Source organism: Shinella sp. WSJ-2, assembly GCF_003432075.1.
Classification (GTDB): Bacteria; Pseudomonadota; Alphaproteobacteria; order Rhizobiales; family Rhizobiaceae; genus Shinella.
Genome location: NZ_QWBU01000012.1, coordinates 1 through 26776 on the forward strand (window position 1 = coordinate 1; position 26776 = coordinate 26776).

At 62.0% G+C, this 26776-nt stretch carries 26 protein-coding genes and 3 tRNA genes; 17 read left to right on the forward strand and 12 right to left on the reverse strand.

The window, feature by feature from the left end:
* The 3 genes from D0Y60_RS20335 to D0Y60_RS20345 form a co-directional block, all read right to left on the reverse strand.
* On the reverse strand, nucleotides 1-535 hold a 535-nt coding region (locus D0Y60_RS20335), incomplete at its 3' end, for a GTP-binding protein (protein WP_117371786.1).
* Between the two features lie 219 nt (nucleotides 536-754).
* Nucleotides 755-828 (reverse strand) — tRNA-Gly (locus tag D0Y60_RS20340).
* A 27-nt stretch (nucleotides 829-855) separates the two neighbouring features.
* A tRNA-Tyr gene (locus tag D0Y60_RS20345) sits at nucleotides 856-940 on the reverse strand.
* Nucleotides 941-1199: 259 nt separating this feature from the next.
* On the opposite strand from D0Y60_RS20345, the gene rlmB reads away from it, so the two are divergent.
* The gene (gene rlmB / locus D0Y60_RS20350) at nucleotides 1200-2075 is read left to right on the forward strand and encodes a 23S rRNA (guanosine(2251)-2'-O)-methyltransferase RlmB (protein ID WP_117371787.1); all 876 of its coding nucleotides are present in this window, start codon (nucleotides 1200-1202) and stop codon (nucleotides 2073-2075) included.
* 78 nt (nucleotides 2076-2153) lie between these two features.
* Here the strand turns inward: rlmB and D0Y60_RS20355 are convergent, their stop codons facing one another.
* Nucleotides 2154-2777 (reverse strand): FMN-dependent NADH-azoreductase, encoded by a 624-nt coding sequence (locus D0Y60_RS20355; RefSeq protein ID WP_117371788.1) that lies wholly within the window; start codon nucleotides 2775-2777, stop codon nucleotides 2154-2156.
* 129 nt (nucleotides 2778-2906) lie between these two features.
* Here D0Y60_RS20355 and D0Y60_RS20360 point away from each other — a divergent pair, with 129 nt between their 5' ends.
* The 5 genes from D0Y60_RS20360 (at nucleotide 2907) to D0Y60_RS20380 (ending at nucleotide 5705) form a co-directional block, all read left to right on the forward strand.
* Nucleotides 2907-3854 carry a LysR family transcriptional regulator gene (locus D0Y60_RS20360; protein ID WP_117371789.1) on the forward strand — a complete coding sequence of 316 codons (948 nt, stop codon included), beginning with the start codon at nucleotides 2907-2909 and terminating at the stop codon, nucleotides 3852-3854.
* Between the two features lie 55 nt (nucleotides 3855-3909).
* Nucleotides 3910-3985: transfer RNA gene (locus D0Y60_RS20365), tRNA-Thr, on the forward strand.
* 75 nt (nucleotides 3986-4060) lie between these two features.
* Nucleotides 4061-4255, forward strand: coding sequence for a hypothetical protein (locus tag D0Y60_RS20370; RefSeq protein WP_117371790.1), 195 nt, complete (start codon nucleotides 4061-4063; stop codon nucleotides 4253-4255).
* Between the two features lie 143 nt (nucleotides 4256-4398).
* Complete coding sequence (locus D0Y60_RS20375) at nucleotides 4399-5172, forward strand: NAD kinase (RefSeq protein WP_117371791.1); 774 nt, start codon at nucleotides 4399-4401, stop codon at nucleotides 5170-5172.
* 80 nt (nucleotides 5173-5252) lie between these two features.
* Complete coding sequence (locus tag D0Y60_RS20380) at nucleotides 5253-5705, forward strand: hypothetical protein (RefSeq protein WP_245409257.1); 453 nt, start codon at nucleotides 5253-5255, stop codon at nucleotides 5703-5705.
* 57 nt (nucleotides 5706-5762) lie between these two features.
* On the opposite strand, the gene prfB is transcribed toward D0Y60_RS20380, so the two are convergent.
* From prfB to D0Y60_RS20395, 3 genes are all read right to left on the reverse strand, one after another.
* A protein-coding gene (gene prfB, locus D0Y60_RS20385) for a peptide chain release factor 2 (RefSeq protein ID WP_117371793.1) occupies nucleotides 5763-6894 on the reverse strand; the annotation gives its coding sequence in 2 pieces (ribosomal slippage) (nucleotides 5763-6824 and nucleotides 6826-6894; 1131 coding nt in all).
* Nucleotides 6895-6992: 98 nt separating this feature from the next.
* Nucleotides 6993-9443 carry a penicillin-binding protein 1A gene (locus D0Y60_RS20390; RefSeq protein ID WP_117371794.1) on the reverse strand — a complete coding sequence of 817 codons (2451 nt, stop codon included), beginning with the start codon at nucleotides 9441-9443 and terminating at the stop codon, nucleotides 6993-6995.
* A gap of 281 nt (nucleotides 9444-9724) precedes the next feature.
* Nucleotides 9725-10930 (reverse strand): N-acetylmuramoyl-L-alanine amidase, encoded by a 1206-nt coding sequence (locus D0Y60_RS20395; protein ID WP_245409253.1) that lies wholly within the window; start codon nucleotides 10928-10930, stop codon nucleotides 9725-9727.
* Between the two features lie 670 nt (nucleotides 10931-11600).
* Here D0Y60_RS20395 and D0Y60_RS20405 point away from each other — a divergent pair.
* Both D0Y60_RS20405 and D0Y60_RS20410 read left to right on the forward strand, forming a co-directional pair.
* Nucleotides 11601-14477 (forward strand): ribonuclease E/G, encoded by a 2877-nt coding sequence (locus D0Y60_RS20405; RefSeq protein ID WP_117371797.1) that lies wholly within the window; start codon nucleotides 11601-11603, stop codon nucleotides 14475-14477.
* A 133-nt stretch (nucleotides 14478-14610) separates the two neighbouring features.
* The gene (locus D0Y60_RS20410) at nucleotides 14611-15375 is read left to right on the forward strand and encodes an SDR family oxidoreductase (protein ID WP_117371798.1); all 765 of its coding nucleotides are present in this window, start codon (nucleotides 14611-14613) and stop codon (nucleotides 15373-15375) included.
* 75 nt (nucleotides 15376-15450) lie between these two features.
* On the opposite strand, the gene D0Y60_RS20415 is transcribed toward D0Y60_RS20410, so the two are convergent.
* Nucleotides 15451-16590, reverse strand: coding sequence for an aminotransferase class I/II-fold pyridoxal phosphate-dependent enzyme (locus D0Y60_RS20415; protein WP_117371799.1), 1140 nt, complete (start codon nucleotides 16588-16590; stop codon nucleotides 15451-15453).
* 211 nt (nucleotides 16591-16801) lie between these two features.
* Between D0Y60_RS20415 and D0Y60_RS20420 the strand changes: the two genes are divergently transcribed.
* The 6 genes from D0Y60_RS20420 (at nucleotide 16802) to D0Y60_RS20445 (ending at nucleotide 21631) form a co-directional block, all read left to right on the forward strand.
* Nucleotides 16802-17563 carry a DsbA family protein gene (locus tag D0Y60_RS20420; protein ID WP_117371800.1) on the forward strand — a complete coding sequence of 254 codons (762 nt, stop codon included), beginning with the start codon at nucleotides 16802-16804 and terminating at the stop codon, nucleotides 17561-17563.
* 146 nt (nucleotides 17564-17709) lie between these two features.
* Nucleotides 17710-18147 (forward strand): type II 3-dehydroquinate dehydratase, encoded by a 438-nt coding sequence (aroQ, locus tag D0Y60_RS20425; RefSeq protein ID WP_117371801.1) that lies wholly within the window; start codon nucleotides 17710-17712, stop codon nucleotides 18145-18147.
* 22 nt (nucleotides 18148-18169) lie between these two features.
* Complete coding sequence (gene accB, locus D0Y60_RS20430; RefSeq protein ID WP_117371802.1) at nucleotides 18170-18640, forward strand: acetyl-CoA carboxylase biotin carboxyl carrier protein; 471 nt, start codon at nucleotides 18170-18172, stop codon at nucleotides 18638-18640.
* 10 nt (nucleotides 18641-18650) lie between these two features.
* Complete coding sequence (accC, locus tag D0Y60_RS20435) at nucleotides 18651-19997, forward strand: acetyl-CoA carboxylase biotin carboxylase subunit (RefSeq protein WP_117371803.1); 1347 nt, start codon at nucleotides 18651-18653, stop codon at nucleotides 19995-19997.
* Nucleotides 19998-20010: 13 nt separating this feature from the next.
* Entirely contained in the window at nucleotides 20011-20625 is a 615-nt protein-coding gene (gene aat, locus D0Y60_RS20440) for a leucyl/phenylalanyl-tRNA--protein transferase (protein ID WP_117371804.1), read from the forward strand.
* 76 nt (nucleotides 20626-20701) lie between these two features.
* Complete coding sequence (locus D0Y60_RS20445; RefSeq protein WP_245409254.1) at nucleotides 20702-21631, forward strand: DUF2167 domain-containing protein; 930 nt, start codon at nucleotides 20702-20704, stop codon at nucleotides 21629-21631.
* Between the two features lie 9 nt (nucleotides 21632-21640).
* On the opposite strand, the gene D0Y60_RS20450 is transcribed toward D0Y60_RS20445, so the two are convergent.
* From D0Y60_RS20450 to gatB, 4 genes are all read right to left on the reverse strand, one after another.
* A complete protein-coding gene (locus D0Y60_RS20450; protein ID WP_117371806.1) occupies nucleotides 21641-22096 on the reverse strand; it encodes a DUF2155 domain-containing protein in 456 nt (151 codons plus the stop codon).
* A gap of 74 nt (nucleotides 22097-22170) precedes the next feature.
* Nucleotides 22171-22569, reverse strand: a complete 399-nt coding sequence (locus D0Y60_RS20455) for an NADH:ubiquinone oxidoreductase subunit NDUFA12 (protein WP_117371807.1) — start codon at nucleotides 22567-22569, stop codon at nucleotides 22171-22173.
* A gap of 129 nt (nucleotides 22570-22698) precedes the next feature.
* On the reverse strand, nucleotides 22699-23199 hold the full coding sequence (locus D0Y60_RS20460) for a GNAT family N-acetyltransferase (RefSeq protein ID WP_117371808.1): 501 nt from the start codon (nucleotides 23197-23199) through the stop codon (nucleotides 22699-22701).
* A 4-nt stretch (nucleotides 23200-23203) separates the two neighbouring features.
* A complete protein-coding gene (gene gatB, locus D0Y60_RS20465; protein ID WP_117371809.1) occupies nucleotides 23204-24706 on the reverse strand; it encodes an Asp-tRNA(Asn)/Glu-tRNA(Gln) amidotransferase subunit GatB in 1503 nt (500 codons plus the stop codon).
* 129 nt (nucleotides 24707-24835) lie between these two features.
* On the opposite strand from gatB, the gene D0Y60_RS20470 reads away from it, so the two are divergent.
* From D0Y60_RS20470 to D0Y60_RS20480, 3 genes are all read left to right on the forward strand, one after another.
* Entirely contained in the window at nucleotides 24836-25141 is a 306-nt protein-coding gene (locus D0Y60_RS20470) for a DUF1294 domain-containing protein (protein ID WP_117371810.1), read from the forward strand.
* A gap of 57 nt (nucleotides 25142-25198) precedes the next feature.
* The gene (locus D0Y60_RS20475) at nucleotides 25199-25642 is read left to right on the forward strand and encodes an Rrf2 family transcriptional regulator (protein WP_117371811.1); all 444 of its coding nucleotides are present in this window, start codon (nucleotides 25199-25201) and stop codon (nucleotides 25640-25642) included.
* Between the two features lie 84 nt (nucleotides 25643-25726).
* Nucleotides 25727-26629 carry an NAD(P)/FAD-dependent oxidoreductase gene (locus D0Y60_RS20480; protein WP_117371812.1) on the forward strand — a complete coding sequence of 301 codons (903 nt, stop codon included), beginning with the start codon at nucleotides 25727-25729 and terminating at the stop codon, nucleotides 26627-26629.
* Nucleotides 26630-26776: the final 147 nt, after the last annotated feature.

Genomic DNA, 26776 nt, shown 5'->3' on the forward strand with positions numbered 1-26776 from the left:
TGTCCGAATCTTCCAGAGCGGCCAGAGCCGAGCCCTTGATGATCGGAATGTCGTCGCCCGGGAAGTCGTAGGACGACAGAAGTTCGCGAACTTCCAGCTCGACGAGCTCGAGGAGCTCGGCGTCGTCAACCTGGTCGACCTTGTTGAGGAACACGACGATTGCCGGAACGCCGACCTGGCGGGCGAGCAGGATGTGCTCGCGGGTCTGCGGCATCGGGCCGTCAGCAGCCGAGCAAACCAGGATCGCGCCGTCCATCTGGGCAGCACCGGTGATCATGTTCTTGACGTAGTCGGCGTGGCCGGGGCAGTCAACGTGCGCGTAGTGGCGGTTCGGCGTCTCGTATTCGACGTGCGCCGTCGAGATGGTGATGCCGCGCGCCTTTTCTTCCGGTGCAGCGTCGATCTGGTCGTACGCCTTGAACTCGCCGAAGTACTTCGTGATCGCTGCCGTCAGCGACGTCTTGCCGTGGTCAACGTGGCCGATCGTGCCGATGTTTACGTGAGGCTTGTTGCGCTCAAACTTGCTCTTTGCCATCTCTTTATTTCCTACTGAACGAAAGTTGGGCTAACCGGCCCGTCCGGTTTGGCAGGCGTTTAAGGCTTTCGCAACGAATGCGCAAGCTTTAAATGCATGATGAAAACCGCCGGAAACGAGCTGAGGCAAGCCAGATGGACCATAAATCGGCATGCGGAATCGCTTTTTCAAGGCAAAGCCTTAGTGCGAAGTGCTGATTCTTTTTGTGAAGGAAGAAAATGGAGCGGGTAGCGGGAATCGAACCCGCGTATTCAGCTTGGAAGGCTGCTGCTCTACCATTGAGCTATACCCGCGGGGAGGTCTTGATCCGTACAACAGAATGGTGGAGGGAGTTGGATTTGAACCAACGTAGGCTGAGCCAACGGATTTACAGTCCGTCCCCTTTAACCACTCGGGCATCCCTCCATTATTCTGTCGGGATCAAGCGACCAGTTCGACCTATCGGCAGTGCCTTTTCGGCGGCGCCTTCGATCTGGCGGCGTATATGACGGGCACAATTCATCCTGTCAACACGACGTCACGGAAAAAATTGAGAAAAATGTCGCCGCCAGCACCCGCCTGTGGATGGCCGCGATTTGCACGCGCCGCGCGCCATTTGAATTTTTCGCCTGTCGCCGATGCAAAACCGCTGCACACTTTTGCGCGACATGCTTTATAAGGCGCCATGAGCAAAGACGATACCGGCGGCAAGACCGCAAAAGACACCCATTACGCAAAACTGCGCCGGGCGCACCGCGACCAGAAGCGTGAGCGCGGCGATATCCCGACACCCCGGGACGACCGCCGCCGCAAGCCGGCCGAGGGCTGGAAAGCGCCCACGCTCGCGCCCGATCAGGTCTATCTCTACGGCCTGCATACGGTGCGCGCCGCCCTCGACAATCCCGAGCGCAAGATCATCAAGCTGTCGGTCAGCCTCAACGCCGCCCAGCGGCTGGAGTTGCCCGATTTGTCGACCCTGCCCTACCCGGTCGAAACCGTGCTGCCATCGGACCTCGACAAGGTGCTCGGCCCGGAGGCGATCCATCAGGGCGTCATGCTGGAAACGCGGCCCCTGCCCGTTCGCCGGCTGGAGGCGCTGAAGGACAGCCCGCTGCTGCTCGTGCTCGACCAGGTGACGGATCCACACAATGTCGGCGCCATCATGCGCTCGGCCGTCGCCTTCAATGCCGGCGCCGTCATCACCACGCAGCGCCATTCGCCGACGGAATCGGGCGTGCTGGCCAAGACCGCCTCCGGAGCGCTGGAGCTGATCCCCTATATCCAGATCACCAATCTCTCGGATGCGCTGGAAGAGTTGCACAAGCTAGGCTTCCTGACCATCGGCCTTGATTCGGAAGGCCCCGCCCCGCTGGAAGGCACGCTATCGGGTCAGCGCATCGCGCTCGTCATGGGTTCCGAGGGCAAGGGCCTGCGCCAGAAGACGCGCGCCACCTGCAAGGCGCTCGCCCGCCTCGACATGCCCGGCGCCATCAAGTCGCTGAATGTGTCGAACGCCGCGGCCATCGCGCTCTACGCCACGCAGCGCCATCTCCTCGGCTGAACACGCATCACATGAAAACAACGAAGGCCCGCCGGTGGATGCCGGCGGGCCTTCGTTGTTTTGGATATCTGATCTCGCTTAGGAGGCGAGCTTCAGGCCGTTGCGGTCGCTGATCGTGCGCTCGGCTTCGGAAATCGCCTGGACCTTCGAATCGACCGAGAGGTTGAGACCTTCGGCGCGAACGATCTCGATATCGGTGACGCCGAGGAAACCGAGCACGGCGCGCAGATAGCTTTCCTGATGATCCATCACAGCTGCCGGGCCGGCGCTATAATGGCCGCCGCGGGTGGAAACGATGATGATCTTTTTGCCCTTGGCGAGACCCTCCGGGCCTTCGGCCGTGTAGCGGAACGTCTTGCCGGCGACGGCGACGCGGTCGATCCAGGCCTTGAGCTGGCTCGGCAGCGAGAAATTGTACATGGGCACGCCGAGGATGATCGTATCGGCGGCGAGGAATTCTTCCAGCACGACCTTGCTTTCGGCAACCTCGGCGGCGACCTGCGTGTCGATCTGGTCCGGCGCGGCATTGGCGGCACTCAGATGCGCGCCGGAGAGATGCGGCAGCGGGTTGGAGACGAGGTCGCGATAGGTGACGGTCGCGCCGGATTGTTCGGCCTTGATCTGGGCGGCAACGGCAGCGGTCAGGCGACGGGATACAGAATGATCTCCGAGAATGCCGGAGTCGATGTGAAGAACGTTCATGGGTCAGCACCTCTGTTCGGTTTGGGTGCAAAACATATGATCTGAAAACAATCGCGCGATTAGACGGCAAAAATCCAATTGACTGTTTCACCAGGGAAACAATAATCAGGTCATGACCGGAGACACCACATGCAGGACCTGAACGATCTCGCCCTCTATGCCGCCGTTGTGCGGCACAAGGGTTTTACAGCGGCAGCAAATGCGCTGTCCGTGCCGAAATCGAAGATCAGCAAGCGGGTCGCAGCCCTCGAGGAGCAGCTCGGCGTGCGCCTCATCGAGCGCTCCACCCGAAAACTCGCCATCACCGACATCGGCCAGTCCTTCTATGAGCGCTGTGAGGCGGTGCTGTCAGGCGTCGAGGCGGCGGAAGCGGTCGTCGCCGTCGCCAAGGCGGAGCCGGCGGGAACCGTGCGGCTCTCCATGCCGCCGGGTTTCGCCCCCATGATGGCCGATGTGCTGCCGGGTTTCCTGAAACGTTATCCGCTGGTGCGCCTGTCGATCCTCACCACCGGGCGCCCCGTCGATCTCATCGAGGAGCGAATCGATGTCGCGCTGCGCGTGCGCGACAGCTACGACACGGACCAGTCGCTGATCGTGCGCCGTTTCGGCGCCACGCGCCGCTACCTCGCAGCAAGTCCGCGTTTTCTGAAGCGCTACGGCCCCGTCGATCTCCACACGATCGGCCGCATTCCCACGCTCTCGATGCAGGAAAACAATCCGCGCGCCATCTGGACGCTGCTGCATTCGAGCGGAGAAATTCATGACGTCTCGCACTCGCCGGTCCTCACCTGCTCGGATTTTAGCGTGCTGGAACGCGCGACGATCGAGGGCATCGGCCTTGGCTTGCTGCCCGACATCATCGTCGAGCGCGGATTCCGCAATGGCCTACTGACCCCGGTGCTGCCGGACTGGTCATCGACGGAAGCGACGGTCCACGCCGTCTTCACCTCCCGCCATGGCATGCTGCCGGCGGTGCGGGCACTAATCGAGCACCTCGCCGAAAACCTGCCGCGCTCCATGCACCGCTGCCAGGAAATCGTGCCCAAACCCGCCGACGACAGCAACTGGTCGATCTGATCCTCCCTTTTCGCTTTACTCCGGCGGAAAATATGCTAACTCCCTCGCATTGCGTGCCCTTATAGCTCAGTTGGTAGAGCACCTGATTTGTAATCAGGGGGTCCCGGGTTCGAGTCCTGGTGGGGGCACCATTATTTCCGCTTCGCGACAGATTGGATGGCCGGCCTGGCCGGTTTTTCACGCGCGGCGCTCCGGAGGATTTTACCGTGGCTACAGAAAAAGAACCGGTCTCCAAGGTCCAGATCGAGAAGCGCTCGGACGGGAAATTTTTCGTCGCGCTGACATTCCGCGGCGTAACCAATCCTCTGATCGGCCCGTTCCGCAACCCTTTCGAGGCGGCAGCTGCCGGTGAAGCGGCGTTGAAGGCACTTGAAGCGCGTGTTGGTGCGCGCAAGGCCTGATCGCCGGCGGCCGTATCCACAGCCGAGTTCACAGATCATTGTCATATTTTTCAGATGCGCATGCCGTAAAGGCATGCGACAAAGACCGGCCTTGTGCACCGCGCGAGGCTTGAACCTTTGCATTGAGGATGCGGATCAGTGGCATGGCGCGTGAGTTGAACACCCTTTCCTTCGTCGCCTCGCAGGCGCCCGAAGCGCAGGATGCGCGCGACGAGCTGATCGCCATCTATGGCAATGCCGATCCGGAAGAGGCCGACGTGATCGTCGCGCTCGGCGGCGACGGTTTCATGCTGCAGACGCTGCACACGACCATGAATACCGGCAAGCGGGTCTATGGCATGAACCGCGGCTCGATCGGTTTCCTGATGAACCGCTACGATTCGGCCAACCTGCGCGAGCGCATCGGCGGCGCTGTCGAAAATGCCTTCCGGCCGCTGGAAATGGTGACGAGCGATGCGAGCGGGCAGGAACGGCGGGCGCTGGCCATCAACGAGGTCTATCTCTTCCGCCAGTCCTACCAGGCGGCAAAGCTGCGGGTCAGCGTCGATGGCCGTGTGCGGCTGGAAGAGCTGATCTGCGATGGCCTGCTGCTGGCGACCCCCGCAGGCTCCACGGCCTACAATCTCTCTGCCCACGGCCCCATCCTGCCCCTGGAGGCGCCGCTACTGGCCTTGACGCCGGTCAGCCCCTTCCGGCCGCGGCGTTGGCGCGGGGCTCTGCTGCCCAACAAGGTGACCGTCAAGATCGAGGTGCTGGAAGCGGAAAAGCGACCGGTCAATGCCGTGGCCGACAATACCGAGGTCAAATCGGTGACCTCGGTGCGGATTGCCGAATCGGAGGGCCTTTCCGCGCATATTCTCTCGGACCCGGATCATTCTTGGTCCGACCGGATTCTTGCCGAACAATTCGATTACTGACACCCTCTCCTTTTCAGGGACAGGAGCAGATCATGAAACGTGCCCTCACCGCCGCTCTCGCCGTTCTCCTGATCGCCGGCATGCCGGCTTTTGCCGAGGAAGAATCACCGGTCTCGGAAGCAATCACCTTCGTGGTGAGCACCGGGTTCTGGGAAGAGCCTGCGGAGGCGGATGGCGATGCGGCTGCCGCGGCGGCTGAAAAGACGACTGCTGAAAAACCCGCTCCGCGTCGCGGCTATTACAAGCTGATAGCCGTGCGCCAGCAGGACGGAACGGCGCAGATCCATCTCCAGCAGATCGAGGCAACCGCCAAAGGGCCCAAGATCGTTTCCTCGACTGTTCTGGACGAGTTTTCTGCGCTGAAACCCTATGTCACTGATATAAGACCGGAGAATTCCTCCGGCGTCACTACCCAGCCCGGCCTCTTCGCCACCGTCCATCTGAAGACGGACCCGAAGGCGACGGAGCCGGAAAGCTGGACGGTGCTGATCGACGATCTCGGCGAGATCAAGATCGAGCGCGCGACGAATTGAGCGCCGCAGAAACGAGAACGGGCGCCGAAGCGCCCGTTTTCAGTGTGTATTTCAAACTCAGTTGAGGTCGTCCACGACCGCGTCCGCGCCACCGTTCACACGATGGGCAAGGGCCGCCTCCATGAACTCGTTGAGTTCGCCGTCGAGAACATCCGAGGGCGCCGTGCTTTCGACGCCTGTGCGCAGGTCCTTGACCAGCTGGTAGGGTTGCAGGACGTAGGAGCGGATCTGGTGGCCCCAGCCGATATCGGACTTGGAGGCCGCCTCGGCATTGGCCGCTTCTTCGCGCTTCTTCAACTCCGCCTCGTATAGACGGGCACGCAGCATGTCCCACGCCTTGGCGCGGTTCTTGTGCTGCGAACGCTCCTGCTGGCAGGCAACGACGATGCCCGACGGGATGTGCGTGATGCGCACGGCCGAGTCGGTCGTATTGACGTGCTGGCCGCCGGCGCCCGACGAACGGTAGGTGTCGATGCGGCAGTCGCTCTCGTTGATGTCGATGGTGATCGAATCGTCGATGACCGGATAGACCCAGATCGACGAGAACGAGGTGTGACGGCGCGCATTGCTGTCATAGGGCGAGATGCGGACCAGGCGGTGCACGCCCGACTCGGTCTTCAGCCAGCCATAGGCATTGTGCCCCTTGACGAGCAGCGTCGCGGATTTGATGCCGGCTTCTTCGCCGTCATGTATTTCCAGAAGCTCCACCTTGTAGCCCGAGCGCTCCGCCCAGCGGGTGTACATGCGCAGAAGCATGTTGGCCCAGTCCTGGCTTTCCGTACCGCCGGCGCCGGAGTGCACTTCGAGATAGGTGTCGTTGGTGTCCGCCTCGCCCGAAAGCATGGCCTCGACCTGCTTGCGCGACGCTTCGGTGCGAACCGCCTTCAGGGCATCCTCGGCATCCTTGACGATATCGGCATCGCCCTCTTCCTCACCGAGTTCGATGAGTTCGATATTGTCCTTCAGCTGCTGCTCGATGGCGCGCACGCCATTGATGCTTTCGTCCAGCTGCTGGCGCTCGCGCATCAGCTTCTGAGCTTCCTGGGCATCGTTCCAGAGGTTGGGATCCTCTGCCTTGTTGTTCAACCAGTCCAGTCGTCTTACCGCCTGATCCCAGTCAAAGATGCCTCCTCAGCAGGCTTATGGCCTGCTTGATTTCGTCGACGACGTTCTCGATTTCCGCGCGCATATCCGTTTCTTCAATGCTCTGTTTCGGTGGCCTCGAAATAGAGAGGGCGGGCGCGGATGTAAAGCCCCGTGCCCGCCCTCATCCGAGATGATGATGGATCAGAACAGGCCGCCGCTGCCGCCCGTGACCGCCTGGTTGGCCTGCGGCGAGCTCTTCAGGATTTCCTCGGGGCTGGCATATTCCTCGCCGCCGATGACCGAGAAGACGTCGGCCGGGCCGGTACCGGGCTTGAAGGCTTCCATGATCGTATCCGGATCGCCCTCGTTCGCCTGCATGCCGGTCTTGCGATTGACGGGAATGAACTGCATGCCCTCGGGCACGATGAATTTCGTCGGCTTGGTGCCTTCGACGGCGGCCGTCATGAACTCGTTGAAGATCGGCGCGGAGAGCGAGCCGCCGGTCGCACCGCGACCGAGCGGGGCCGGGTTGTCGAAGCCGATATAGAGGCCGGCGACAAGATCGGGCGTATAGCCGACGAACCAGGCGTCCTTTTCATCATTGGTCGTGCCGGTCTTGCCGGCCGTCGGGCGGTCCAGCTTGATCTTGCCGGCCGCCGTGCCGCGCGTGACGACGCCCTCCATCATCGACGTGATCTGATAGGCGGTCATCGGATCAAGGACCTGCTCGCGGTTGTCGGTGAGAACGGGCTCTTCCTGATTTTCCCAGTCGTTGGCATTGCAGTTTTCACAGGTCCGCTCTTCGTGACGGAAGATCGTCTTGCCGTAACGGTCCTGGATGCGGTCGATCAGCGAGGGCTTGATCTGCTTGCCGCCGTTCGCCAGCACCGAATAGGCCGAGACCATGCGGAGAACCGTGGTTTCGCCCGAGCCGAGCGACATGGCGAGAACGGGGAGCATCTTGTCGTAGATACCGAAGCGTTCGGCATATTCGGCGACAAGGTTCATGCCCATGTCGTTGGCGAGGCGAACCGTCATCAGGTTACGCGAGCGCTCGATGCCGAGGCGCAGCGTCGACGGGCCGGCCGAGCCGCCGCCGTAGTTCTGCGGACGCCAGACCTGGCCGCCTGCGACGATCTCGATCGGCGCATCCATGATAACCGATGCAGGTGTATAGCCATTGTCGAGTGCGGCGGCGTAGACGAAGGGCTTGAAGGACGAGCCCGGCTGGCGCATCGCCTGAGTGGCGCGGTTGAACTCCGACTGGCCATAGGAAAAGCCGCCGACCATGGCCAGTACGCGGCCGGTATGCGGGTCCATTGCGACGAGACCGCCCTGAACCTTCGGCGGCTGGCGCAGGCGATAGATGTTGCTATCCTCGGTCGGCTCGACATAGACGACGTCGCCGACATTGAAAACGCCGGCCGGAGATTTCGCCGTCTTGCGATCGCCCTTGGCCGAACGATAGGCCCAGCTCATGCCCTTGGCCTCTATGCGGCCGGTCACGCGCTGTTCGACGACCTTGCCGGAGGCTTCCTTGCTCGGCTGCAGGCCGATATCAGCCCCACCGTCATCAACCGCCAGCACGACAGCAAGCTTCCATTCCGGCACATCAGAAAACGGCTCGATCTTGGCCAGCTCGACACCCCAGTCGCCGCCGATCTCGATCGTCTTGACCGGGCCATGGAAACCGCGGCGCTCGTCATAGCTGATCAGGCCATGCTGAAGCGCCTTGCGGGCAGCGATCTGGATGCGCGGGTCCAGCGAGGTGCGGACCGACAGGCCGCCTTCATAAAGGGCGTTGTCGCCATAGCGCTCGATAATCTGGCGGCGCACCTCTTCGGAGAAATAATCCGAGGCAAACAGATAGGTGCCGCGGTGGCGCGGCGTCACGCCGAGCGGCTGCGTCTTCGCCTCATCGCCATCAGCTTTTGTGACATAACCGTTCTCCACCATACGGTCGATCACCCAGTTGCGGCGCTCGATAGCGGCTTCCGTGCGGCGGAAGGGATGGTAGTTCGACGGGCCCTTGGGCAGCGCGGCGAGATAGGCGGTCTCGGCGACAGTCAGTTCCGTGACCGACTTGTCGAAATAGGTGAGTGCCGCGCCGGCAATACCGTAGGAATTCAGGCCGAAGAAAATCTCGTTCAGATAGAGTTCGAGAATGCGGTCCTTGGAATAGGCCTGCTCGATGCGGAACGAGAGGATGGCTTCCTTGACCTTGCGGTCGATGGTCTGGTCTGACGAGAGCAAGAAGTTCTTGGCGACCTGCTGCGTGATCGTCGATGCACCGACCGGGCGGCGGCCCGAGCCGAAATTCTGCAGGTTGACCATGATGGCGCGGAACAGGCCCGTCACGTCAACGCCGGGATGCTGATAGAAATTCTTGTCTTCGGCCGAAAGGAAAGCGGCCTTCACGCGGTCCGGGATCGCTTGGATGGGCAGATAGAGGCGGCGTTCACGGGCATATTCGGCCATCAGCGCGCCGTCGCCGGCATGCACGCGTGTGGTTACCGGCGGCGCATAGCTGTTGAGGACTTCATAATCGGGAAGATCCTTGGTGACACTTCCGAGATAGAGGGCGACTGCTGCCGCCACGCCGAGGAACGCCACGGCGCCGATCCCGAAGAAATATCCAATCAGTCTGATCATGAGCCAGTTACCGATGCCTTATGTCTTTTAATTTCATCGGGCAGAGTTGCTGCCCGGCCTTTTGTCGCCGCGGCCCAATACGACCGTTGCGCCTGCCCTGTCGAAGACGAGTCGTCCCACGTTTCCCGCACCCGTCTAGCGATCGGAATGTGAGGAAAATAGGGCTTACAGCATGCATCCCGGCTTCGCCACCGCACAATGGCCGCCGCTGTCACTTTTCCGGCACAGGCAGAACAATACCACGGCCTCCCGATACTTGCTCGGGCAAAGGCAGGATAGACTTAACCGCCGTTCGCAACGACCGTCGCGCGGTACTCGCCGACCGCTTTCGCAACAAGGCCGGCCACCTTCGTCTGCCAGGCCGGGTCGATCAAAAGCTGCTCGTCGTCCTTGTTCGACATGAAGCCAAGTTCGAGCAGGATCGACGGCACATCCGGTGCCGTCAGCACGCGAAAACCGGCATGGCGATGCGGATTGTTGATCAGCAACACCTCGTTCTTGAAGGTGCTGACCACGCTCTGCGCCAGATTGATTGAGAAGGCCTGCGTCTCGCGACGTGTCAGGTCGAGCAGAATATCGGCAACCTCGGCCGGTTCGTCGACGAAGGCGATACCCGCAATCTGGTCGGAGAGGTTTTCACGCTCGGCAAGGCTGGCGGCGAGGCTGTCGGAGGCCTTGTCGGAAATCGTATAGACCGTCGCTCCGCGCGTATCCTTCTGCTTCAGCGTGTCGGCATGAATGGAGATGAGCAGATTGGCGCCCTCATTGCGGGCAAGCTGCACCCGCTGGGAGAGTGATAGGAACTCATCCTTGTCGCGGGTCAGAATGGCCTTGGTGTCTGGCAATTTATTGAGCGCATCGGCAAGCGCCTTGGCGAAGGCGAGCGTGACGTGCTTTTCCTCCGTCTTGGTGACGCCGCCGCGCGCACCGTTGTCGATGCCGCCATGGCCCGCGTCGACAGCAATGACGAACGGTCCTTCGGCGCTGCCGCCCGGCAGCATGACGGGCTTCTGCTCGACATTGGCCGGGGTCGCTGTTTCCTGCCAACTTTGCTTTTCCATCTGCGCCTGGAACGCCTCTTTCTTGACGATCGCAGCATCGATGACGAGACGATAGCTTGCAGCCCCCTGCTCCTCCTGCACCTCGGCGAGTACCACGGTGATCGGCTTCTCCGCCGTCAGCACAATGCGCGAGCGTCCCTCGGCCATGGTGCCGTAGCGGATCTCCGAAAAGATGCCGCGCGCTTCGAGCTGTTCGGCCTTGATGCCGAAATCAGTCTCCGGCAGGTCGATCAGCACGCGGTAGGGACTGGCGACATAGTGGACTTTAAAGTCGGGCTTGCGGTCGAAGTCGATGATCAGCCGCGTGCGGGCGTCGTCGCCGGCAATGCGCGCGGAAAAGGCCAGCAGCGGCGCAGCCGTGGCGGACAGGGCAAAGGCTGGCGCGGTAACGGTCAGCGCCAGCAAAACAGCAAATGCACCCGTCAAATGACGAAGCGATTTTTCCCAGAGAAAGCGTAGCATCACCACAGGCAGTCCGTTCGAACGCGTGAAAACCGCGCGGCGCGGCTGAGGACAAGCCTCATAGATGCCCCCATATGGTTAACCAAAGCTTGCCGGGAGGCGTGCCGCCGCAACCGCTGCACCATGATGGCAAATCCATCAAGATTATGACGCTTTTGGCTTTTCCCTTGCCATTGTGACATATCCGCCATAAAAGCAAAATCAGGGAAAAAGACCAGACGGGATAGAATCGCCCTGGGCAGGCAGCCACTCCTTCGGGACTTGGCGCCGAACAGGGGCCTCATCCGCCGTCATAGCCCCTTTTTCCCGGCCGAACAGATCGCGTAAACCGGCGGTGGCCGGAACAGACAAGGTGGATTTCCACCAAACGCCCTTACCAAAGGGCAATTTCATCGGACCTTCAGGGTCTATGGCACTGGCATTCTCGTTGGACGTTGATGTTGACGCAGCGGACGCTATCAGAGGGTAACAGGCACCGGGACGTTCGCGCTCCGGCCTTCCTCCGTCCGCTTACCCCTCACCCGGGCCTAACGAGAACTTACTTATCCGGCGCATCCCCCTCCTCCCCCGGCTCACCCGCTTCAGGGTACAGCTTGCCGCCAGGATTGCGGCTGCGCCGAGGAGTTCAATCTACATGGCAGAGAAAATGCTTATCGACGCGTCTCACTCCGAGGAGACGCGCGTCGTTGTCGTACGCGGAAACCGCATAGAAGAATTCGACTTCGAATCCGAACACAAGAAGCAGATCCGTGGCAATATCTACCTTGCCAAGGTCACGCGCGTCGAACCGTCGCTCCAGGCGGCCTTCGTCGATTACGGCGGCAACCGCCACGGCTTTCTGGCCTTCGCCGAAATCCATCCGGATTACTACCAGATCCCGCTGGCAGATCGTCAGGCGCTCCTGAGAGCGGAAGCCGAAGAACACCGCCGCGACGACGATATCGAACATGTCGAGACGGCAAATGACCGTTCCGAGGAAAGCGAATCGCCGGCAGGAACGGAAGCCGACGTCGCTGTCGCCGCGGCCGTCGAAGAAGTAACGGTCGACGTCGCCGCCGAGCCTGAGGTCGTCGAGGCCTCCGCCGATCTCGCCGCGGAAGACGCGCCGGCCGAAAAGCCGAAGAAGCCGCGCCGCACGCGCAAGGCCAAGACGAAGACCGAGGAAGCCCCAGCCGCTGAAACTGAGGACGCCGCCGCTCCTTCTGAAGGCAGCGATGACGAAACGCCGGGTGGCGCGATGGCCATGGCCGTCGATACCGACGAAATCTCCGAGCCCTCCGACCGCAAGCGCCGCCGTCGTCGCGATGACGACGACGATGATGACGATCACAACGGTGAAGAAAAGGAAGTCATCGAATCCGTCGGCGCCGAAGACGCCATGGAAGAGGTGCCGGATCGCGTCAGCCGCAAGCCGCGCAAGCAGTACCGCATCCAGGAAGTCATCAAGCGCCGCCAGATCCTGCTCGTGCAGGTCGCCAAGGAAGAGCGCGGCAACAAGGGTGCTGCTCTCACCACCTATCTGTCGCTGGCCGGCCGCTACTCCGTTCTGATGCCGAACACGGCGCGCGGCGGCGGCATTTCCCGCAAGATCACGAACCTTCAGGACCGCAAGCGCCTGAAGGAAATCGCCCGCGACCTTGAGGTTCCGCAGGGCATGGGCGTCATCCTGCGCACCGCCGGCGCCAACCGCACCCGCGTCGAGGTCAAGCGCGACTTCGAATACCTGATGCGCCTGTGGGAAAACGTTCGCACGCTGACGCTGCAGTCGACCGCGCCGACCCTCGTTTACGAGGAAGGCTCGCTCATCAAGCGCTCGATCCGCGACCTCTACAACAAGGATATCAGCGAGATCGTCGTTGCCGGCGAGGAAGGCTATCGCGAAGCGAAGGCCTTCATGAAGATGCTGATGCCGAGCCATGCGAAGGTCGTCCAGCCCTATCGCGACGTGCATCCGATTTTTTCGCGCTCGGGCATTGAAGCCCAGCTCGACCGTATGCTGCAGCCGCAGGTGACGCTGAAGTCCGGCGGTTACATCATCATCAATCAGACCGAGGCGCTCGTCTCGATCGACGTCAACTCGGGCCGCTCGACGCGCGAACACTCGATCGAAGAAACCGCGTTGCAGACGAACCTGGAAGCGGCGGAAGAAGTCGCCCGTCAGCTGCGCCTGCGCGACCTTGCCGGCCTCGTCGTCATCGACTTCATCGACATGGAGGAGAAGCGCAACAACCGGGCCGTCGAGAAGCGTCTGAAGGACCATCTCAAGAACGACCGCGCGCGCATCCAGGTCGGCCGCATCTCGCATTTCGGCCTGCTCGAAATGTCGCGCCAGCGCATCCGCGCCTCTGTCCTCGAATCTACCATGCAGGTCTGCTCGCACTGCAACGGCACGGGCCATGTGCGCTCGCAGTCGTCGGTGGCCCTGCATGTCCTGCGCGGCATCGAGGAGTATCTCCTCAAGAACACCACGCACAATATCAGTGTGCGCACGACGCCCGATATCGCGCTCTACCTGCTCAACCACAAGCGCGGCACGATCATCGATTATGAAGGCCGCTTCGGCGTCGCCATCCTCATCGAGGCCGATGCCCATGTCGGCGCGCAGCATTTCGCGATCGACCGTGGCGAAGCTGTCGAGAACCCGGTCAAGATCGAGCAGATCCTGCATTTCGAGCCTGAGCCCGAAGACGACGATGTCGTGATCGAGGACGAGATCGACGAGGAAGAGGACGAAGCAGCCCGTCCGGCCGCCGCCGCGCCGACTACCCAGACTTCGGCCTCCTCGGATGAGAACGGCCGCAACAACAAGCGCAAGCGCCGCCGCCGCCGCCGTGGCCGTGGTCGCGATGGCGAAGGTGCCGACACCGCCTCCTTCGGCGGCGAACAGGCTGGCGACGAAGACGCCCTCGAAGAAGATGATGCCGATGCAGAGGGTGACGACGGTGCGGAAGCGCCGAAGACTGCCGAGGCCTCGGAGGATGCTGGCGATCGCCGCAAGCGTCGCCGTCGTGGCAAGCGTGGCGGTCGTCGCAATCGTCCGGAAGACGGTGCTGTCGAAGCGGCCGGTGAAGGCGATGAAGACGGTGACGAAGGTGAAGGTGAAGCCGAAGAGGTTGTCGCCGTCGAAGCCGAGGTAGTGGAAGTCGCTGTCGTCGCCGAGGAAACGCCGGTCGAAGCTGTTGCCGGTGAAGCGGCGGCCAAGCCGAAGCGCGCTCGCAAGAGCCGCGCCAAGGCCGCTGCCGAAGAGGTGACGACCGACGAAGCGGCCCGGGTGGAAATAGAAGCGCAGCCCGCAGCCGTCGCGGAAGAAACGACGCCGGTCGAGCCGGCCGTCGAGGAAGCCGCGGCCGATCTCGAAGACACCGCCAAACCCGCCCGTGGAAACCGCGACATCAACAAGATTGCATCCGAACCGGTGGTGAAGTCCTCCACGACGAAAGAAGCCGCCGCGGAAGAAGATGCTGACAAGCCCAAGAAGGGCGGCTGGTGGCAGCGCCGCGGCTTCTTCTAAGCAACGGCTTGCAGTGCAGAATTCGAAAGGCCCGGTTTTAACCGGGCCTTTTTCGTTTACGCGGGAATCGGGTGGTTGCCCGGTCGGCCTTCTGCGACATCGGCGGTCGTCAGAAACCAGCAAGGAGACATCCATGACCCGCCTCGAAAACAAGGTCGCCATCATCACCGGTGCAAGCTCCGGCATCGGCCGCGCCACCGCCCTGCTCTTTGCCCGCCGTGGCGCAAAGCTCGTTCTGTCCGCCCGCGGGCAGGAACGGTTGAACGATGTCGCGGACGAAATCCGCACGGAAGGCGGCGCCGTGATCGCCCTGCCTGGCGATGTCGGCGAGGAGGCGCATCACCGGGCACTGGTCGAGGCGGCACAGGCGGAATTCGGCGGCGTCGATATCGCCTTCAACAATGCCGGCACGACCGGCCCGATCGGACCGCTGCCATCACTTTCCGAGCAGGAATGGCAGGACGTGCTCACCGTCAACCTGACGAGCGGTTTCCTGGCGGCAAAGTACCAGCTGCCGGCGATGGAGGCGCGTGGAGGCGGCAGCCTCGTCTTCACCTCCACTTTCGTCGGCTATACCGCAGGCTTTCCGGGCCTTGCCGCCTATGCCGCCTCGAAATCCGGTCTCGTCGGCCTCGTGCAGGTGCTTGCATCGGAATATGGCCCGAAGGGCATTCGCGTGAATGCGCTGCTGCCGGGCGCAACGGACACGCCGATGGGCCGGGAGGTCGCCAACACGCCGGAAGCCCGGCAATTCGTCGCCGGCCTCAACGCCTTCAAGCGCATCGCGGCACCGGAAGAGATCGCGGAAGCAGCTCTCTTCCTCTGCTCGGACGCATCGAGCTTCACCACCGGCACGGCCATGCTGGTCGATGGCGGCGTGTCGATCAACCGGGTCTGAGAAAGCGATTCAGGCCCCTGACGGATCGATTCCGTTTCCCGCCACAAGGTGCTGAAACGGAATCCCTTTCCGGCCTCAGGCGAGCCAGCGTGCGAGGCGATCGACCGCCTCGTTCATATCCTCGAAGGAGCCGGCATAGGAGAAACGCATCGTGTGGTGGCCATCCCTGGGATCGAAGTCGATGCCGGGCGTGGCCGCCACATCCGTCTCGGCCAGCATGCGGCGGGCGAAGGCCATGCTGTCATTGGTGAAGCGGCTGACGTCGACATACGCATAAAAAGCACCATCCATCGGCGAAGCGATGGAGAAGCCGATTTCCGGCAGGCGCTTCACCAGGAAGTCGCGGTTCACGCGGTAGGCGTCTCGATAGACGTTCAGCTCCGCCTCGGCGCCAAGCGCTGCTTCCGCCGCGATCTGCGACAGTTCCGGCGCGGAAATGTAGAGGCTCTGGGCGATGCGCTCGACGGGGCGCACCAGTTTTTCCGGCAGCACCATCCAGCCGATGCGCCAGCCGGTCATGCAATAATATTTCGAGAACGAATTGATGATGACGGCCTCGTCGCCGAATTCCAGCGCCGTCGCCTCCTCGCCGACGAAGGTCAGGCCGTGATAGATCTCGTCCGAGATGAAGGCGATGCCGTTGTCCCGGCAATAGGCCGAGAGGGCCGCGAGGTTCGCGCGGCCCGTGACGGTGCCGGTCGGATTGGCGGGGCTTGCGAGCAGCACGCCATCGATCTTTCCGGCGGCCTCAAGCGCTTGCGGCGTCAGGGTAAAGCCGTTTTCGGCATTCACCTCGATCTCGACCGTCTCGATACCGAGCGCCGCCAGAATGTTGCGATAGGCCGGATAACCGGGACGCGCGATGGCGACGCGGTCGCCGGCATCGAACAGCGCAAGGAAGGCCAGGTTGAAGCCTGCCGACGAGCCCGTCGTGATGGCGATGCGGCCGGGATCGACGGAAACGCCGTGATGGCTCCGGTAGAAATTCGAAATGGCGTGGCGCAGCGAAAGCAGGCCGAGCGCGTCCGTATAGCCGATGCGGCCGACCTCCAGCGCCTTGCGAGCGGCCTCGCGGGCGGCGGCGGGGGCCGGATGCACCGGCTGGCCGACGGCCATGGAGATCACCGGCCGGCCGGCGGCGCGGCTCTTCGTCGCCTCGGCGAGCACGTCCATGGCGTGAAAGGGTTCGACGGCGCCGCGGCGGGAAAGTTTCATGGGGCTTATCTTCCGGTTTGAAGGATCGAGGCCTTCCTGCCGCAAGATTTGCGCCTTCACAATCCCGCGAGGGCCGAAAATCCGCCGCTTTTTCCCTATCGTTTGCGCCTCACCGCTCATAAGGTCGTTGAAAGCGCCCTGCCCCGCATTGACGCGGCAGCGCCGGCAATGGCACTTCTGCGGGCCGCATCACGACGAGGACCAGACTGACATGACATTCAAGACCAAGCTTGCGGCCACCGTGGCTCTTCTTTTTACGGTCGCAGCGCCCCTTCCGGCCCTCGCCCTCGACGATGCGCAGAAGAAGGAGATCGGCGAATTCATCAAGGAATATCTCGTCGAGAACCCCGAGATCCTGCTGGACGTGCAAGAAGCCCTGCAAAAGAAGCAGGAAGCGCAAAAGCAGGCCAAGGCCAAATCCGCTATTACCGACAATGAAAAGGCGATCTACAACTCGCCCTATGATATCGCGCTTGGCAATCCGAAGGGTGACGTTACCATCGTCGAGTTCTTCGATTACAATTGCGGCTACTGCAAGCGCGCCCTCTCCGACATGGACGACATTCTGAAAGAGGACAAGAACGTCCGCTTCGTCCTCAAGGAACTGCCGATCCTCGGTCCAGATTCGCTTGCCGCCCACAAGGTGAGCGCTGCCTTCCGCGACCTCGCACCGGAGAAATACGGCGAATTCCACCGCGCGCTGCTCGGCGGCGAAGGCCGTGCCACGGAAGAAAGCGCCATTGCGCTGGCCGCCAACATGGGAGTTTCGGAAGCCGACATCCGCAAGACCATGACCGAAAAGCCGCATGACGATGCCGTGCGAGAAGCCTATTCGCTGGCGAACGACCTCGGCATCACCGGCACGCCCTCTTACGTTCTCGGCAACGAGATGGTGTTCGGTGCCGTCGGTGCGGATGACCTGCGCGCGAAGATCGCCAATGTCCGCGCCTGCGGCAAGGCAAGCTGCTCGTAACCGCCATCTTCTTGCCATGCTGGCCTGTTCAGGCCTTGCTGCTTGTGGACACGCCCCCATGACCGGAAAACCCCAGTGCCTTGGGGCTTTCCTCACGGAAACCACCGGTCTATAGGTAATCCTCGATCCAGCATGCGGAATTGCGAATGGCTTTACCCCTTTTCGTGCTCAACGGCCCCAACCTGAACGCCCTCGGCAAGCGCGAGCCCGGTATCTATGGCGGCCAGACGCTCGCCGATATCGAAGTGCTGTGCAAGGCTGAAGGCGAGAAGCTTGGTTTTGCCGTCGATTTCCGTCAATCCAATCATGAAGGCGATCTGGTCGACTGGATCCACGAGGCCGGCGACGTCGCCGCCGGCATCGCCATCAACGCCGGTGCCTATACCCACACCTCGATCGCGCTTCATGACGCCATCCGCGCCATCAAGATCCCGGTGGTCGAACTGCACCTTTCCAACGTGCATGCCCGCGAGGAATTCCGCCACAAGTCGATGATCGCGCCCGCCGTGAAGGGCGTGATCTGCGGTTTTGGTGTGCAGAGCTATATCCTCGCACTGCATGCGCTTTCATCCATCACGACATAAGAAGAACCAGAGGCTCAATCCCATGGCTGACAAGAAACACGGCATCGATCAGGCTCTGATCCGCGATCTCGCCAATATCCTCAACGAGACGGACCTGACCGAGATCGAAGTGGAGCAGGACGACCTGCGTATCCGCGTCTCGCGCGCCGGCACGCCCCAGTATGTTCAGGCGCCGATCGCCGCACCGGCCGTCGCTGCACCGGCTGCTGTCGCCGCGACCGCCGCCGTTGCCGCAGCACCGGCCGACGCGCGCAACAACAAGAACGCCGTGACGGCGCCGATGGTGGGCACCGCCTACCTGTCGCCTGCTCCGGGTGCGCGCGCCTTCATCGAAGTCGGCGCGACGGTCAAGGAAGGCCAGACCATCCTCATCATCGAGGCCATGAAGACGATGAACCAGATCCCGGCGCCGCGCTCGGGCAAGGTCACCGAAATCCTCGTCCAGGACGCAAGCCCTGTCGAATACGGCGAACCGCTCGTCATCATCGAATAAGGCAGGTCCCATGATCTCCAAAGTCCTCATTGCCAACCGCGGCGAAATCGCCCTTCGCGTCCTTCGGGCGTGCAAGGAGCTCGGCATCGCCACGGTCGCCGTGCATTCGACGGCGGATGCCGACGCCATGCATGTGCGCCTTGCAGACGAGAGTGTCTGTATCGGCCCGCCGCCGTCGCGCGAGAGCTACCTGAACATCCATCAGATCGTCGCCGCCTGCGAGATCACCGGTGCCGACGCCGTGCATCCGGGCTATGGCTTCCTGTCGGAAAACGCCAAGTTCGCGGAAATCCTCGACGCGCACGGCATCACCTTCATCGGCCCGACGGCGGAACATATCCGCATTATGGGCGACAAGATCACCGCCAAGCAGACGGCGCAGGAACTCGGCATTCCCGTGGTTCCCGGCTCCGACGGCGAAGTGAAACCCGAGAACGCGCTGGAAGTCGCCCGCCAGATCGGCTTCCCCGTGCTCATCAAGGCCACCGCCGGCGGCGGTGGTCGTGGCATGAAGGTCGCCAAGACCGAAGCCGATCTTGAAGAAGCCGTCTCGACGGCCCGTTCCGAGGCGCTCGCCGCTTTCGGCAACGACGCCGTCTACATGGAAAAATATCTCGGCAAGCCGCGTCACATCGAAATCCAGGTCGTCGGCGACGGCATGGGCAATGCGGTGCATCTGGGTGAACGCGACTGCTCGCTGCAGCGCCGCCACCAGAAGGTCTGGGAAGAAGCCAATTCCCCGGCCCTCAATGTCGACCAGCGCATGAAGATCGGCCAGATCTGCGCCGACGCCATGAAGAAGCTGAAATACCGCGGCGCCGGCACGGTCGAATTCCTCTACGAAAACGGCGAGTTCTATTTCATCGAAATGAACACCCGTCTTCAGGTGGAGCATCCGATCACCGAAGCCATCACCGGCATCGACCTCGTGCACGAGCAGATCCGCGTCGCCTCCGGTGCCGGCCTCTCGGTCACGCAGGACGAGATCGTATTTTCCGGCCATGCCATCGAATGCCGCATCAATGCCGAGGATCCGCGCACCTTCGTCCCCTCTCCAGGCACGATCACGCATTTCCACGCGCCGGGCGGTCTGGGCGTTCGTGTCGATTCAGGTGCCTATCAGGGTTACAAGATCCCGCCCTACTACGACAGCCTGATCGGCAAGCTCATCGTGCACGGCCGCACCCGCGTCGAATGCATGATGCGCCTGCGCCGCGTTCTCGACGAGTTCGTCATCGACGGCATCAAGACGACGCTGCCGTTGTTCCAAGACCTCATCGGCAACCAGGATATCGCCAACGGCGACTATGACATCCATTGGCTGGAGAACTATCTGGCCAACAGCACCGACGCCTGAGGCGGCGTCGGTTATGGCAGGGCGTCGCAGCCGGCACCCGGAAATAACCCCGGAACTGCTTCTGCGCGCCTATTCCATCGGGCTCTTTCCGATGGCCGATTCGGCCGATGACCCGGAACTCTTCTGGGTCGAGCCGGATATGCGCGGCGTCATTCCGCTCGATAAGTTCCATGTCTCGCGCAGTCTCGCCAAGACAATCCGCCAGAAGCCCTTCGACATCCGCTTCGACACCGCCTTCGACGCCGTGGTCGCCGCCTGCGCCGAAGCCGCACCGGACCGGCCATCGACATGGATCAATGCCAAGATCAAATCGCTCTACGGTACGCTGCACCGCATGGGACATGCGCATTCCGTGGAGGCATGGGACGGCGGAGATCTTGTCGGCGGCCTCTACGGCGTCTCGCTGGGAGCAGCCTTCTTCGGCGAAAGCATGTTCTCGCGCCGCACCGACGCGTCGAAGATCTGCCTCGTGCATCTCGTGGATCGCCTGAAAGCCCACGGGTTCCGCTTGCTCGATACGCAGTTCACGACCGAACATTTGAAAACGTTTGGAGCGATCGATGTGCCGAAGATTCAATATGAGGACATGCTGGCCAACGCGCTCGCCTCGCCGCATCTACAATTTTAGCGTTTTCAAAACTCGCCCCAAGATTGCTTTTGCCTCCCCTTCGTATAGTGTCACCCGGCACATGGGGGATACCAATTTGAAACGCATATATGCTGTCGCGACCGCTCTCGTTCTAATGCTGGCGGGGAGCGCGCTTGCCCAGCCCTATCAGAGTATGTTCCCAGAAAGGAACGACTTCACGGACGAAGCCAAGAAGTATCTGGAGGGAATGGATTTCAAACAGGGCGCCATCCCGCTGCCGGGCGCGAATGCGACCTTGAACATTCCCGCCGATTTCTATTATCTCGACCCCAAGGATACCAAGACCGTCATCGTAGACATCTGGGGCAACCCCGCAGACGCTGCGGAAGGAATGCTCGGGATGATTTTCCCGGCAAAATACGCTCCAACCGAGACTGAGGCCTGGGGATCACTCGTTGAGTACAGCGCCGACGGCTATATTTCTGATCTCGACGCAGCAACCACAGACTATGACGACCTGCTGAAAACGCTGAAAGAATCAGTGGCCGAAAGCAATATCGAGCGCGAAAAACAGGGATTTCCGACGATTACGCTGGTCGGCTGGGCATCTGCGCCGCGCTACGATCAAGCCGCGCATGCCCTCCACTGGGCGCGCGATCTGATTTTCGGCAACGAACAGCCGACATCGCACACATTGAACTACTCGGTCCGCCTGCTTGGGCGCGAAGGCGTGGTCCAGTACAATTTCGTGGCGGACCTCTCGCAGCTCGAAGAGATCAAGGCTGCCATTCCCAGCGTCATCAAGCTCGTCCAGTTCGACAAGGGCAAAACCTACGAAGACTATCAGCAGGGCGACAAGCTTGCAGCCTACGGTCTAGCCGGCATTATCGCCGCTGGTGCGGGCGCCAAGGTCGCAGCCAAGGTTGGCCTCCTCGCCGTCGCTCTCGCCTTTCTCAAGAAAGGCGGCTTCCTGATCGTACTGCTTTTCGGGGGTGTGGTTCGCTTCTTCCGTGGCCTCTTCGGCAAAAAGTCGCCAGACGCCTGAAGCGTCCTTTTACTGACTCTTCGTCTCGCCGTCTTCCGGCGGCGGCACGTCCGATTTGCCTTTGCACTCAACAAGCCACACGTCATACACGGGGTGCTCGACGGCGTTGAGGCCGGGGCTGTCGGCGAACATCCAGCCGGTGAAGATGCGGCGGATTTTCCGGTCGAGGGTGATTTCGTCGACTTCGACGAACGAGGTGACCTTCTGGGCCTCGGTGTCGTCACGGCTGTAGCAGACCTTCGGCGTCACCTGGAGCGCGCCGAACTGCACGGTCTCGCCGATATAGACATCAAAATTTGTGATGCGGCCGGTGATCTTGTCGATGCCTGAGAAGGCGGCAACCGGGTTTTCGATGCGGGCGGCTTCGGACGAAACGGGCGCCAGAGCAAGGCCGGCAGCCGCAGCTGCAAGCACACTCGCCAGGAACCGCCGTCCGGCGTTCACCTTTAAAACCCCTGATGTCATGAAGCCGTCTCCTGCGATCTGAACCGGCGTCGCCGATTGCTTGGAGCTACCGGCGAAATGTGGCCAAATCGGTATCAGTTGCCCGGCGTCCAAGCGTCATAGTCGCCCGTCACGCGCGGACGTTCGCCGGCGACCGCAATGGAGCCCGGCGGGCGGTAGGCCTGCGCCGTACCAGTTCCGTTCGGGCGGTGCGGCTTCTGCCACTCACGCGCGACATACGTCTCGTCGGCGGGGGAAACGTCCGTGCGGTGGTGCATCCAACCGTGCCAACCCGGCGGAATCGCAGAGGCATCGGCATAGCCGTTGTAGATCACCCAACGGCGCGTGCGGCCCTCGGAATCCTTGCCGCCGCCCTGATAATAGGTGTTGCCGAATTCGTCCTGGCCGACCTTGGTGCCGAAGCGCCAGGTGTGAAAGCGGGTGCCGATCGTCTGACCGTTCCACCAGGTGAAAATCTGCTTGAGAAGGCTCATGGGCTGGCGTCCTTGGGAGGGCCACGCTTGGGATGTGGCCCGAGACTGAATATTTCTTCCGCTTATGGCGCGGCGGGTGCCGAATGTCCAGCGATTCCCGCGCCTTCGCCCACGGCTTTTCGCCGGGGCTCAGCCGCCAAGGGGCTTCTCGTAGAGATCCAGCGGCACGCCGGACACACTGTCGGCCGTATGCGTGTTTTCACCGACCTTTGCAAAGCCATGCGCGTAGTAGAAGGCGACGGCGGCGTCATTGCGCGGGTCGACCTCAAGCAGCATGGCGTTCGCATCAGGAAAGCAGGTTTCGAGCTCGGCAAACATGTCGCGGCCGATGCCATGCCGCTGATGGCGCGGCAACACATAGAGATTGTGCAGGAAGGCAGTCTTCGGCCTGTCCTTCAACATGGCGGCATAGCCCATGCCGGCAAGTTCCCGTCCGTTGTCGGCCACGACGAACTCGCTGTCCTTGCGCTCCAGCTTGGCCTTCAGCGCTGGCACAGAATGCCAGCGCGCGGTGATTTCGCTTACCTTTTCGATGCCGTAGAGCGCGTCGTAGGTCGCATGCCACGTCTCAGTAAGCAACGCGCTGACTTTCGCCAGATCGCGCTCGGAGGCCGTGCGGACGAAGAACACGGGATTACTCCTCGATGCCGAGCTTGGCCTTGACCAGCGCCTGGACGGCCTGCGGATTGGCCTTACCGCCCGTCGCCTTCATGACCTGGCCGACGAACCAACCCGCTAGCGTCGGCTTGGCGAGAACCTTGGCGACCTGATCGGGATTGGCGGCGATGATTTCATCCACGGCTTTCTCGATGGCGCCAGTGTCCGTCACCTGCTTCATGCCGCGGGCTTCGACGATCTCGGCCGGGTTGCCGCCCTCGTTCCAGACGATCTCGAACAGGTCCTTGGCGATCTTGCCGGAGATGGTGCCGTCCTTGATGAGATCGATGATGCCGCCGAGCTGATCGGGCGAAACCGGAGTCTCTTCAATGGCTTTGCCGTCCTTGTTCAAGGCGCCCAGCAGGTCGTTGATCACCCAGTTGGCGGCAATCTTGCCGTCGCGGCCGGCGGCCACGGCCTCGTAGTAGTCGGCAATCGCCTTTTCCGAGACGAGTACGGAAGCGTCGTAAACCGAGAGACCGAGATCCTTGACGAAGCGGATCTTCTTGTCATCAGGCAGTTCAGGCAGATCGGCGAGCAGCGACGCGACGAACGCGTTGTCGAACTCCAGCGGCAGCAGATCCGGATCAGGGAAGTAGCGGTAGTCGTGCGCGTCTTCCTTCGAGCGCATGGAACGCGTCTCGCCCTTGCCGGGATCGAAGAGACGGGTTTCCTGGTCGATGGAACCGCCATCCTCCAGAATGCCGATCTGACGGCGGGCTTCGTATTCGATCGCCTGGCCGATGAAACGGATGGAGTTGACGTTCTTGATTTCGCAGCGCGTGCCGAAGGGCTCGCCGGGCCGGCGCACGGACACGTTGACGTCGGCGCGCATGGAGCCCTCGTCCATGTTTCCGTCGCAGGTGCCGAGATAGCGCACGATGGAGCGCAGCTTCGTCATATAGGCCTTGGCCTCATCCGACGAGCGCATGTCCGGCTTGGAAACGATCTCCATCAGCGCGACGCCCGAGCGGTTGAGGTCGACATAGGACATGGTCGGATGCTGGTCATGCATCGACTTGCCGGCGTCCTGCTCGAGATGCAGGCGCTCGATGCCGATCTCGATGTCCTCGAAATTGCCCTGGCGATCGGGGCCAAGCGAGATGACGATCTTGCCCTCGCCGACGATCGGGTCCTTGAACTGCGAGATCTGGTAGCCCTGCGGCAGGTCCGGATAGAAGTAGTTCTTGCGGTCGAAGATCGAGCGATGGTTGATCTCAGCCTTCAGGCCGAGACCGGTACGGACGGCCTGCTTGACGCATTCCTCGTTGATGACGGGCAGCATGCCGGGCATGGCGGCATCGACGAGCGACACATTGGCGTTCGGCGCCTTGCCGAATTCCGTCGAAGCGCCGGAAAACAGTTTCGAATTCGAAAGGACCTGCGCGTGCACCTCCATGCCGATGATGACTTCCCAATCGCCGGTGGCGCCGGGGATGAAGCGTTTCGGATCAGGGGTGCGGACGTCGACGAGGGTCATTTTCGGCTCTTGCTGTGCTGTCTTCGGTGCTGTCTCGGTAGAACATATGGGCAGGCGGCGCAAGGTTTTCAGCGGGTGCGTCGCACCGTCGTTAGCCAAGTCGCAAGCTTGGCTAGCTAAAACCGCATCATGAACATGACGACAGCGCTTCTGATCATTTTCCTTCTCCTCAATATCGTGACGTTCTGCCTCTTCTGGTGGGATAAGGATGCGGCGCGGAATGGCGGCTGGCGGGTTTCTGAAGCAAGCCTGCTGCAATTCGCCTTCTTCGGCGGCAGCCTAGGTGCCGTTGCCGCGCAACGCCTGCTGCGGCACAAGACGCGCAAGGAACCGTTTCGCACGTATTTGATGGCGATCCTGATTCTGCACACCGTTTTTGCCCCCGTCGGGCTCATTTTTGGTCCCACCATCGTCCGCGTGTTGCTAGCCGGCTGACACCCTTCCAGCCGGCCTGTCTTGACAGGCGGCACGATTCGTAACTATTATTGTTACATGAAAAGAAACAGCCGCCTTTCCGCCGTGCTTCATGCACTCATGCATATGGCTGAACGCGAGGTGCCGATGACCTCGGACGATCTCGCGCTCTGCCTCGATACCAATGCCGTTGTCGTGCGCCGCACCATGGCCGGGCTTCGCGATGCCGGCATCGTGCAATCCGGCCGCGGCCATGGCGGCGGCTGGCATTTCGCCAAGCCGCTTGCCGATATCTCGTTGCTCGATATCTACAATGCGCTCGGCGAACCGATCGTCTTCCAGATCGGCCCGGCGACGGAAATGCCGGGCTGCGTCGTCGAAAAATCCGTCAACCGCGTTATCGGCGATGCCCTGAAGGACGCCGAGGCAATCCTGATGGCGCGCTTTGCCGGCACGACGCTCGCCGACCTCGCCGCCGATTTTCGGGTGGCGGCGAAACATTGCCGGGCCGATACCGGCTGACGGCAACCAAATCCCAAGACCTGCATCGAACGCCCTGTAACCGCCGGGCGAACGATGCCGCACGTTCCATCGAAAGGATCCACCATGACCGAAGATGCCATCATCATCGGCGGGGGCTTTGCCGGCCTCTCCGCAGCCATGCAGCTCGCCCGCGCCCGCCGCCGCATCACCATTCTGGACACCGGCCTGCCACGCAACCGCTTTGCCGCCCATTCGCACGGCTTCCTTGCGCAGGACGGCCGGCCGGGCGGCGAGATCCTCGCCGATGCCCGCCGTCAGCTTGCCGCCTACGAGACCGTCACCTTCGGCGATGTGCCGGCCGAAAGGCTGGAGGGAGAGCGGGATGCGTTTTCGGTGATCACCGGCGACGGCGGGCGGATCGATGCGCGGCGCGTGCTGCTCGCCACCGGCTTCGAGGACAAGCTGCCCGATATTCCCGGCCTTGCGGAACGCTGGGGCAAGACGGTGCTGCATTGCCCCTATTGCCATGGCTACGAGGTCGGCGGCGGGCCGGTCGGCGTGCTGGCGCGAACCTCCGAGGCCGCACGTTTTGCGGCGGTCGTGGCCGATTGGGGCAACGTCACGCTCTTCACCAATGAAGTCCCGGAGCCCGATGAAAAGGACCTCGCCGTGCTCGAGGCGCGCAATGTGAAACTCCGCCCCGGCCGCGTCACCGCGATCTCGGATGGTCCCGATGGTTTGCTCTCCGTCGAGACCGGCCCCGGCATTCCCGCCCTCGTCAAGGCGCTGTTTGTTGCACCGGAAGCGCGCGTGCGCAGCACGATCCCGGACGATCGCGGCCTGAAGCGAAGGGAAACGCCCATCGGCAACATTCTGCACACCGACGACATGGGCCAAACCTCATTGCCCGGACTCTACGCAGCCGGTGATATCGCTCTCGGCGCGGCCAATATTTCGCTTGCCTCGGCCAATGGCGTGAAGACCGCCGTCTTCCTGCACCACTCGCTGATCTGGCCAACGCATTGACCTTTGCGGACGCCCCGGTTATTTCGAGACGTCCGTAAAAGGAGTTTTGATGTCCAACTCGTCTGAGACCTGCTGAGGGCCCTGCCCGCATCATGCTTGCGCGCAGGGTCGAAAAAACGCTGAACCCTGCCACCCCGTGGGTGGCGG